General features: G+C 45.8%; 6 protein-coding genes. 1 reads left to right on the forward strand and 5 read right to left on the reverse strand.

The window, feature by feature from the left end; translation table 11 throughout:
• Positions 1–7: 7 nt before the first annotated feature.
• Positions 8–841 (reverse strand): nitrate ABC transporter permease, encoded by an 834-nt coding sequence (ntrB, locus tag C7B77_RS16080; RefSeq protein WP_106306828.1) that lies wholly within the window; start codon positions 839–841, stop codon positions 8–10.
• A 66-nt stretch (positions 842–907) separates the two neighbouring features.
• The gene (locus C7B77_RS16085; RefSeq protein ID WP_106306831.1) at positions 908–2,257 is read right to left on the reverse strand and encodes a CmpA/NrtA family ABC transporter substrate-binding protein; all 1,350 of its coding nucleotides are present in this window, start codon (positions 2,255–2,257) and stop codon (positions 908–910) included.
• Between the two features lie 424 nt (positions 2,258–2,681).
• On the opposite strand from C7B77_RS16085, the gene C7B77_RS16090 reads away from it, so the two are divergent.
• Complete coding sequence (locus tag C7B77_RS16090) at positions 2,682–3,695, forward strand: LysR family transcriptional regulator (RefSeq protein ID WP_281261365.1); 1,014 nt, start codon at positions 2,682–2,684, stop codon at positions 3,693–3,695.
• Between the two features lie 24 nt (positions 3,696–3,719).
• Here C7B77_RS16090 and C7B77_RS16095 read toward each other — a convergent pair whose 3' ends face one another.
• From C7B77_RS16095 to C7B77_RS16105, 3 genes are all read right to left on the reverse strand, one after another.
• Positions 3,720–6,176 carry a GH116 family glycosyl hydrolase gene (locus C7B77_RS16095; RefSeq protein ID WP_106306837.1) on the reverse strand — a complete coding sequence of 819 codons (2,457 nt, stop codon included), beginning with the start codon at positions 6,174–6,176 and terminating at the stop codon, positions 3,720–3,722.
• 61 nt (positions 6,177–6,237) lie between these two features.
• Entirely contained in the window at positions 6,238–7,899 is a 1,662-nt protein-coding gene (locus C7B77_RS16100) for a phospholipase D-like domain-containing protein (RefSeq protein ID WP_106306840.1), read from the reverse strand.
• 115 nt (positions 7,900–8,014) lie between these two features.
• On the reverse strand, positions 8,015–9,469 hold a 1,455-nt coding region (locus C7B77_RS16105; protein ID WP_181243885.1), incomplete at its 5' end, for a UPF0182 family protein.

Here is a 9,469-nt window from a genome sequence, read left to right on the forward strand (position 1 = left end):
CAAAAACTTACTGTTTGACAATTTTGTTTTGCAACCAAGACATTGCAGTATCGAGTAATAAACCAACCGCACCGATCCAAACCAAGGCGAGAATAACTTCGCTGATGTAGTTATTTTGATAAGCTTCCCAGATAAAGAACCCGATGCCGACAATACCAGACATCACGATTTCAGCGGCGATAATTGCCAACCAAGCCAAACTGATCGCGACACGTAAGCCAGTGAAAATGTAAGGTAGTGCCGAAGGAAGCAGAATTTGGAAGAAGTATTTTTGTTTGGAAGCTTGGACGACTTTGGAAACGTTAATGTAGTCTTGGGGAATCTGTTTGACACCAACTGCGGTATTAATTAAAATCGGCCAGACGGCGGTAATAAAGATTACGAATAAAGCAGCAGGTTCGTTTTTATTCAAGGCAGCCAGCGAAATCGGTACCCAAGCGAGGGGGGGAACTGTTCTTAAGAACAGAAACAACGGATCGAGAGCTTTGGAGAGCATCTGACTCGTCCCGATCGCAATGCCCAGCGAAATCCCAACGATTGCAGCTAATGTGTAACTAATACCCACCCGTTGCAAGCTCGCCCAAGTTTGCCAGAACATGCCTTTATCGATGCCGCCGCGATCGTAAAAAGGATAGCGTACTAATTCAAAAGTCCGCGCATCGGTAAATAGGCTCGAAGGGCCGGGTAAGAGGGTAATTCCCGAAGCCGATAACGCTTCCCACAAACCTAAGAACACCGCAATGGCGATCGCTGGTGGCAGGACATTTTTCTTGATACTTTTGGCAGATATTTCGATATTGCCAATCCGAAATCCCGATGAGTTACGTACACTAGAGGCCATAATGCTGCTCCTAAATTAATTGATAATTGATAATTGAGAATTGATAATTGAGAATTGAGAATTAATTTAAGCCTTCAAAGCTTTGATTTTTAAGCTATCTAAATAGGCTTTCGGCTTTTCGGGATCGAATTCGGCACCATCGAAGAATTTCTCGATGCCGCGAGAAGTAGTAGCGGGGATATCTGCGCTGGCAATCCCCAATTCTTGAGCTGCCTCTCGCCAATACTTCTCACCACTCACTGCATTAATAACTCGATCGGCTTCGCCTAATGCACCTTGAGGTAAAAATCCCCACCGGACGCTTTCGGTTAAGAACCATAAGTCGTGACTCTTATAAGGATAAGAAACGCTGCCACGAGCATCTTTCCAATAGCGAATTGCTAACTTCTCATCCTTAACTGTTTTGCGATCGGCACCGAGGATGTACTCGCCCGTGTAGGGGCCAATTAATAGATCGCTGGGAACGTTAAAGTATTTACGCTGCGCTAAAATAGCGGCCATTTCCGCTCTATTTTTCGGATCGTCGCACCACATTTGGGCTTCCATGATGCCTTTAAGAATTGCTTTGGCAGCTTTGGGATTTTTTCTGACCCAGTCTTCGCGCATGGCAAAGTATTCTTCGGGGTGTGCTGGCCAAATTTGAGCGGTTAAAACTGCCAGGAATCCGAACTTACGGCGATCGCGTAAAATCCGCGACGGCCAAGGATCGCCCGTACTAAATCCATCCATCGAGCCAGTCCGCATACTCGCTACCGTTTGCGCTGCGGGGACGGCAATCAGATTGATATCTTTGTTAGGATCGATGCCGCCTGCTGCCAGCCAATAACGAATCCAGAAATCTTGATTGACGCGGGGGAAGGTATAAGCAGCTTTAAATGGAGTGCCCGAAGCATTCATTTCTCTAACGTATTCGGCTGCACCCGATACATTTAAATCGAAGCCTTTACCAGCATGTTGGCTAGCGATCGCGATGCCATTACCTTGGGTGCTCAACTGTGCCAACGACAACATCGGAATTTTGCGATTCCCCTTGGTAATAATCCCTTCCGAAATTAACTGCGGCATCGGCATCTGCCATTGTCCGCCATCGATCCCACCCCCAGATGAGCCGATTTCGATATTATCTCGCGCCGCACCCCAAGAGGCTTGTTTCGATACATCCACATCGGTCATACCGTGGCGAGCGAAAAAACCTTTTTCCCTAGCAATAATCAATGGTGCTGATTCGGCGATCGCAATATAGCCCAGTTTTACGGATGTTGTCTCTGGGGTAGTTGCCGAACTGAGAGTCAGTGCTTGCGCTTTAGGAGATAAGGCATCTGGGGAAGGTGGGTTGATGGCGCAACCTTTAAGCAGGGTTGCGCTACCAGCGGCACCAGCCGCCAGCAAAAAGTGCCGACGCGAGAGATGTTGCATGGGTTTTTAAAGTGGGTATCTGAAAGTTGAGGAGATTTTAGGAGCGATCTATGAAATCGACAAAATCAATGATTTAATTGAATATCATAGAAAAAATCATTGCATAGCTTCATTGTATTTGTCAATACATGGCGGCAATATAAATCTGGAAGATATACAGTTCGAGATCCATCAGTCCCAGCCGTTGCGCAGTAAGGCGTGGCTGCACTCATCGCTGGGTCGATCTCTCGGTCGCAATCCATAGACGTAAACAATTGTTAATTTGGGGATCGATAGACTTAGCCTATGTGCTTGGTCGATTCCGATCGATTTTAGAATAGGCAAATTAAATTTTAGGTGCTATGGTAATAGAAAGTGTCTATGTAGAGAAAGCGACTACCGCTAAAGCATTTAGTCCTAGCTCGAATCTCATCACTAGAGTTTTTTGGCACAAACGACCCTATCCCCATCCCGTCACACAACTGTGAAACAAGCCACAATCCATCAGTTACATGTGTTAGAGGCGATTGCGCGGCACAACAGTTTCACCCGTGCCGCCGAAGAGTTGAACCTCACACAGCCGACCGTATCCCAACAAATGAAGCAATTGACTAAAATTGTTGGCATCCCCTTAGTCGAGCAATTAGGCAAACGCTTTTATCTAACCGCAGCAGGTAAAGAAGTGCTCGCCGCCAGTCAAGAAATTTCGGGTCGCCTCGAATTACTCGAAAGCAGTCTCAATGAATTAAAAGGTTTAGAAAAAGGCCACCTGAGCCTAGCAACGACGACGACGGCTAAATACTTCGTACCGAGACTGCTGGGTACCTTCAAACGACAGCATCCGGCCATCGAGCTGAGTCTCAATATTACCAATCAAGCCCAAGTACTCGACAGGCTTGCCCACAATCAAGACGATCTGTATTTTACGGGCAGACCACCCAAAGAACTCGATATCGAACTACGGCCGATTTTACCCAATCCCCTGGTGGTAGTCGCGCCTAGCAATCATCCCCTCGCCCGCGAACAAAAGACAATTTCGCTCAAGCGGTTGGCTGAAGAACCATTGATCGTGCGCGAACCTGGATCTGGGACTCGCGCCATCGTCGAACAATTTTTTGCCGAAAATCGCCTGGAAATGAATACCGTGATGGAAATGAGCAGCAATGAAGCAATCAAGCAAGGGATTGCTGGCGGCTTGGGACTCTCGGTATTATCTTTGCACTGCCTTTCTCTAGCAGTTCCGGGCGGCCCTTTAACTTATTTAAATGTTGAAGGTTTTCCCATTCAACAGCAGTGGTATGTAATTTATCCTTCCGGCAAACAGTTATCTCTTGCCGCCCAAACATTCCTAGATTTTTTACTCAATGAAGGCAAAGCGATCGTCGAAAGTACGTTAGATGATTTGTCAAACTTGAGTGTTTTACATCCAGCGCAGACAATCGACCCGATCGCGGTATAGTCTAGTTTCATTTTACTTTCGGTTCTATTCACTGAGAGTATGATAGATCCCCCAAATTGCCATGGCACGAAGATAGTGACTGGCACGAAAAGTGCCAGCAGAGGTAATTGCTTCGGGGGTTCTAAATTGCAACCCGTTATTATATACCTGCTCGACAATTGTCTCGGCTAATTTTAATGCTTCCGCTCGCATTCCCATCTGGACTAAAAATGCGGCAATACCGAAGTTAATTCCCGTCCATATTTCGAGTGGGTGGGTATCTTTGGGATTTGATGGTGAGCCGTCGATTTTGACACCGTTGGCGGCTCCAAATTTACCACCTTGGAAGTTGAGGAAACAAGATTGATAGACGTTTTGCAGGGCAGTTTTGGCGCAATCTAGAGGCACTATATCATCTAGTTCGAGGAGCTGGGTATAGAATTGACCGCACAATTGATCTGCCATCACTACTTCGGAGCCGCTACCCGTATCGATGCGGTAGTAACTACCATTCCAGAGTTTTTCTTGATAAATGGGTTTACCCGCAGCTAACCAGGCTTGATATTGAGGGAGAATTTCGGCGGGATTGGGAGTTAGTTCGCCGTGGTATTGTTGGGTGAGAATATTACCGATCGAGATGGCTGCTTCTAATGCAGCTAACCATAATCCGCCACAATAAGCACTAATGCCTTGCAGTCGCCAATCGTCGAAGGTTTGATCGGGTGCGCCAGAATTTTCAATGATGCCATCGTTATCGAGATCGAATTGTTTGAGATAGGCGAGAGTATCGACGATCGCACGCCAACATTCGGCCAGAAATTCCAGATCTTTTTTGCCTGTAAATACATAAGCGCGATAAACTTGCAAGACAAAATCGCTACCTAAATCTTTCCAGAGATTGCAATCTTGATAGCAGGTATAGTTCGTCTTTTCCCACGGATGTTCGTTGGGTGCGCCGAGATCGTGGGGGGTGGCGTGAAGAGTTTTGCGAGGTGCCATCATTGCATCGCGATCGACATTTTGAGGCCGATCTTCGTAGCCAAATGCAGTTTGGACGTAGTAACCGATGAGACGTTTATTAGTATCTTCAGTAGCGATCGCTCTGGCAAAGGCAATTAGAATTGATTTCTCTAATTTCGGCCAGAGTAAGAGTACAGAAAAGGAGCCATATAAACGGACGTCTAAACTTTCGTACCAACGGTAATCTAGACATTCTAATACGCCAAATTGTCCCACCGGATCGCGATCGTCGGCAGCAGACCACAATGTACCGCCATCGGTGAGTAAATATAGCTCGTTAAACAAAGCCATCTTAAACCAATCTGGCAGATCGGCTCGATCGAGAATGGGTTGTTGCCAATTAATTATTTGCTCTTGCCAAGTATCGGAATGTTTGAGAGCTGTACGCACCATCGCCCAACTATTTTCACCCGATCGACCGAAGAAATCTGTATAACGGCGATAATAATTTATCCCTTTAGCAAATTCAGTAACGGGGAAATCCCAAGCGAGAATAAACGGAATTTTTTTAGTTTGTCCGGGTTTGACTGTAAACCGAATGGTTATCGCGGCGGCAATTCTTTCTCCCTGTTTTGCCTCACTTTCATCATCGATATCTGGTAGCGAACCATCGGCAGCAAAACTATCCCAAATTTCACCACCATTGCCGATCGGATTCCAACGGGAATGATAAAATACTTCGAGGCTAGGATTGGCAATACTCGCGATCGACCATTGTCCTTCACCCTCACTCGGTACGTCAGATTTACGCGCTTTATCTAACAAACAACCGACGCGATAATTATCGACAATCCACTGATTGTAATTGCCTTCACTTTCGCCGATACGGGGTTGATAATCGTACACCGGACTACCATCGTCGCGAATTTCGACTTTACTAGACGGACTAGTATTTGCAAACCAACCGACGGTATTTTCCCAAGTCAGCATGATGCTCAAGGTAATCGGTTTATCCGTCGGATTATGAGCCGTCCATTCAAATACCGCAATCGGATAAGAAGTCTCCTGATAATTATCCGCCCAAATTGGCGAAAACTGTTCGCAAGTTAATTGCGCCTGGAAGACATTTTCATAACCGTACCAACTGCGCGGATATAAAGCCTGATAAGTACCCGTTGCTTGCCCTGTAGGCGTCTTCTGGGGATACCATTGCCAGCGATTCAAACTACCATCTTCAGGTGCTTGGGTAGACATCGCATAAGCTTGACTATCGCCATTATCTAGCTGCTCGAAGACACTAAACTGACAAGCTGCTAGGTTTTTAAAAACGTGTTCGCCGCCATCGATGTGCCACAAATTGAACTCCCCGCGATGGGATCTGCCGATACACCCCGCACCAAAACCGCCTAGTGGCATCCCATGAAATGGCCCATCGTCTAGGTTACTCTCATAGCGTACCGTATAGGGTTTTTCCCAATCTTGGTGAAACTGACGTTGCCAAGTAGCAGTAGGAATCGACGGACGTGGTGAGGGTTCGAGCATATACAAGCGGCTGTGGGGAAGATGCAACTCTTCATTGTAGACTGCCTGTGTCGATCGAATGTTAAGCTTCGATCGAATCGAATAATTGAATCAGTTTTTCGATGAGTTCGGGACTATCGGTTTTGATGCCGACTTCTCGTTCGCTAGAGCTAATATTAGAAGTCATGTAATTGTGACTGCCTACCATCGCAAATTGACGATCGCAAACTAAAAACTTTTCATGAGTGCCTAAAATCTTCAGTTGCAAAAGTTGGTCGTATTCAAGTTTCAGCTTATACAACCACGGCACTGCATTATAAGCCCAATCGCTCGATTTTAATAATTCTTCTTTTGATAATTGAGCGCGATCGTTATCCACATCTTTCAAATGACCCCAACCGATCTCGATCGATACGCCGCGCTCCAATGCAGCTTTAATTAGATCGCGAACATCTTGAGTTACGGCAAAATCAGTCAGCCAAGGACAAACTAAAATTAGCCGCTTTTTCGCAGATTGTAAAGCTGCTAAAAATATCGCTCGGCTTTCCTTTCTCCCACAGATCAGATCGTAATAATAACTTTGTGGTAATACTTGTTTGATAATTTCAAACTGCTCCGAGATCGATGTCCCGATCTCTTGCTGAATCAGGTTGCTAATATTTCGATCGATTACTGCATCGTTAATAATTTCGGCAATCTCATACTGAGTATAATCGTTAATCCGATTGCTCAATTTTAGATTGTAATCGTGTAAATCGCTAAGACTGGTATCTAAATCATTGACACGCTCGACCAGATCGGTGACGATCGGATTATCTGCTAGTAACTGGATCTGCTGCTTGGTAGCTGCGATCGATGCCTGGATATTATCGCGATCGAGTTCTATTTCTGTCAGTTTTGAGCTATGGTCTATTTTGGTTTGGGAAAGCTCTTGCGAAATATTCTCTACCTCCTTACCCATCTCTACCAACGCTCGATCGATCCGATTAATTTCGACTAACTCTGGACGACTGGCAAACTCTTGTTCTAATTCTAAAAATCGCCAGCCAATTTGCTGGATCGAATCCTCAGCAACTCGGGAATTTGCTTCCAAAGATTGAATTTTTCGCTCGATCTCTGCAACTAATACTTGGGTATCTCGTGCTAATTCTGCATCTGTCGGCTGACCGATCGAACTTTCTAGCGGAGCGATCCGATCGTCAAGATCGGCGGCGAGTGTATGTAAGTCGGGAGTAGCTTCGAGTAATGTGACGCGAGTCGAATCGCGATCTCGCTCGAATTCTTGTTGAAAATTCGAGAATTCTAGACTGAGTTGCTTTAGCGAATCTTTAGTAAGATCGATTTCTTTTAAGAACGGAGATAAATTGTCATCTCGTCGTTCGAGTTCGACTAAAGTAGCTTGTAACTGTTTTAGATCTTCGCTGTTTGCATTAATATTTGCAGCTAATTCATCAAGATCGCTTATTTTATGAGCTGGTGGTAAAGCTTGAAGTGAATCGATCGCTGCCTGAGATCGATCGGAGATCGACTTCATTTCAATAGTCAGTTTTTGCTCTAAATTTGCCAACTGACTATTGACTTTTACTAATTCTTTTTGTTTGTTGATGAGACTTAGCGACAGAGACAATGTTAAAGGCGTGGCGGCATAAGCTACTTGCTGAGTAACAATGGCAGCCACAGTTCCTAAAAATGACAATCCGATCGCAGCAGACTCTACACCATTAATCTTATTTTTAATATTCACGATATCCCAACACTTCGATCTTCGATCTGTATCAATGTGATGTACTCTTATTCTCTAGTCTCGATCGCTAATCGGGAGAAAAATCTAAAATTACATTAATTTCAGATAAAGACATTTATGGATCTGGGGAAGTCACCGAGGGTTTAAAAATGGCAGCTAAAGCTTCGGGGAGCGTTGGAGCCATCACGATCTGATTCTCATACGCCACAATTACCCGCACTAGCGTCGGGAGCTGATTTTGAGTTGCTTCGATGTAGAGCGGTTCGACATATAATAGGGACTGCTCGATCGGCACGATTAGCAAATTTCCCTGAATTACGCGCGAACCCTGGCGATTCCAGAGCGAAATTTGGCTGGATATGGCTGGATCTTGATTGATACGCGCTTCGATTTGTTCGGGGCCAAAGAGTTGCCGTTGCTTGGGGAAGGTGTAGAGTAGTAATTTGCCATAATTTTCGCCATCCGAGCGCGCCGCCAACCAAGCAACCAAATTCGTCCGCTGTTGTGGGGTGTATGGCAACAGCAGCGTAAATTCGGGGACTGGGATAGTCGGTAGACTGGTAATCAAATAATACGGCTCCACCAATCGCGGCTTATCGCCATAGACTTCGGTGGGAATTTGCCACTGATCCTCGCGGTTGTAAAATACCTGCGGATCGGTCATATGATAAGTCATCAAGCGATCGGATTGAATCTTAAAAAAGTCTTGCGGATAGCGCAAATGTCGCCGCAGATTGGCTGGCATCGCACTCAGCGGTTTGAATAAATCGGGAAATATTTTCGCCCAGGTAGTAACGATCGGATCGCTCGGATCGATGATATAAAAGCTCACAGAGCCATGATAAGCATCGATAACGACTTTGACTGAGTTCCGGATATAATTGATGCCTTCGGTGCCAATATCGGAGTAGGGATAGCGATCGCTAGTAGTATAAGCATCAACGATCCAATAGAGAAAGCTAGGATCTTTGGCATCGGTAGGATTGCCTCTAGCATCTGCTGCAACGATATACGGGTCTCGATCGTACCGCAAGAACGGGGCGATCGATCGAATTCGGCGATCGATATTGCGCCGCAATAATAACTTCGTCTGTGGCAAAAATTCTGGTGTAAGTACCATCCGCCAATCATTTAAGTATGTGGCAAATAGCAGTTTTCGCCCCAACGAACCAATATTAATCCCACCCCGCCCATCGTAAGTGTTGTACACATTATCATTCCCACTGGGGTAATCCAACTCTTTAACTTTGGTACCCGTCATGATATACGTGTCGGTGCTTTCCCCATAATAAATGCGCGGTTGCCCGATCGGAATACTCGATCGCACCGCACTAGCCGTCGTCAGGGGCTTTCCCTCAATCGTACCAATATCTCTAACCAGATGCTCTGGTAATCCCCCTGTCGCTACCCGATTGACGGGACTGACGGTAAAGCCATAGCCATGCGTGTAGATCAGATGCTCGTTTACCCAGGTTTGGGCTTGTTTGGGCACGGCGGTATAGTCGAGTTCCCGCGCGGCAATCAGCACCTGCTGCTGCTCGGTAGGTACAGTATTAGCCCCCCCTTGATA

The organism is Chamaesiphon polymorphus CCALA 037, assembly GCF_003003845.1.
Lineage (GTDB): Bacteria > Cyanobacteriota > Cyanobacteriia > Cyanobacteriales > Chamaesiphonaceae > Chamaesiphon > Chamaesiphon polymorphus.

What these genes read in the sequence shown, in the direction of transcription:
- ntrB (WP_106306828.1), bottom strand. Translation starts at nt 841, where the DNA reads ATGGCCTCTAGTGTACGTAACTCATCGGGATTTCGGATTGGCAATATC.
- C7B77_RS16085 (WP_106306831.1), bottom strand. Translation starts at nt 2,257, where the DNA reads ATGCAACATCTCTCGCGTCGGCACTTTTTGCTGGCGGCTGGTGCCGCT.
- C7B77_RS16095 (WP_106306837.1), bottom strand. Translation starts at nt 6,176, where the DNA reads ATGCTCGAACCCTCACCACGTCCGTCGATTCCTACTGCTACTTGGCAA.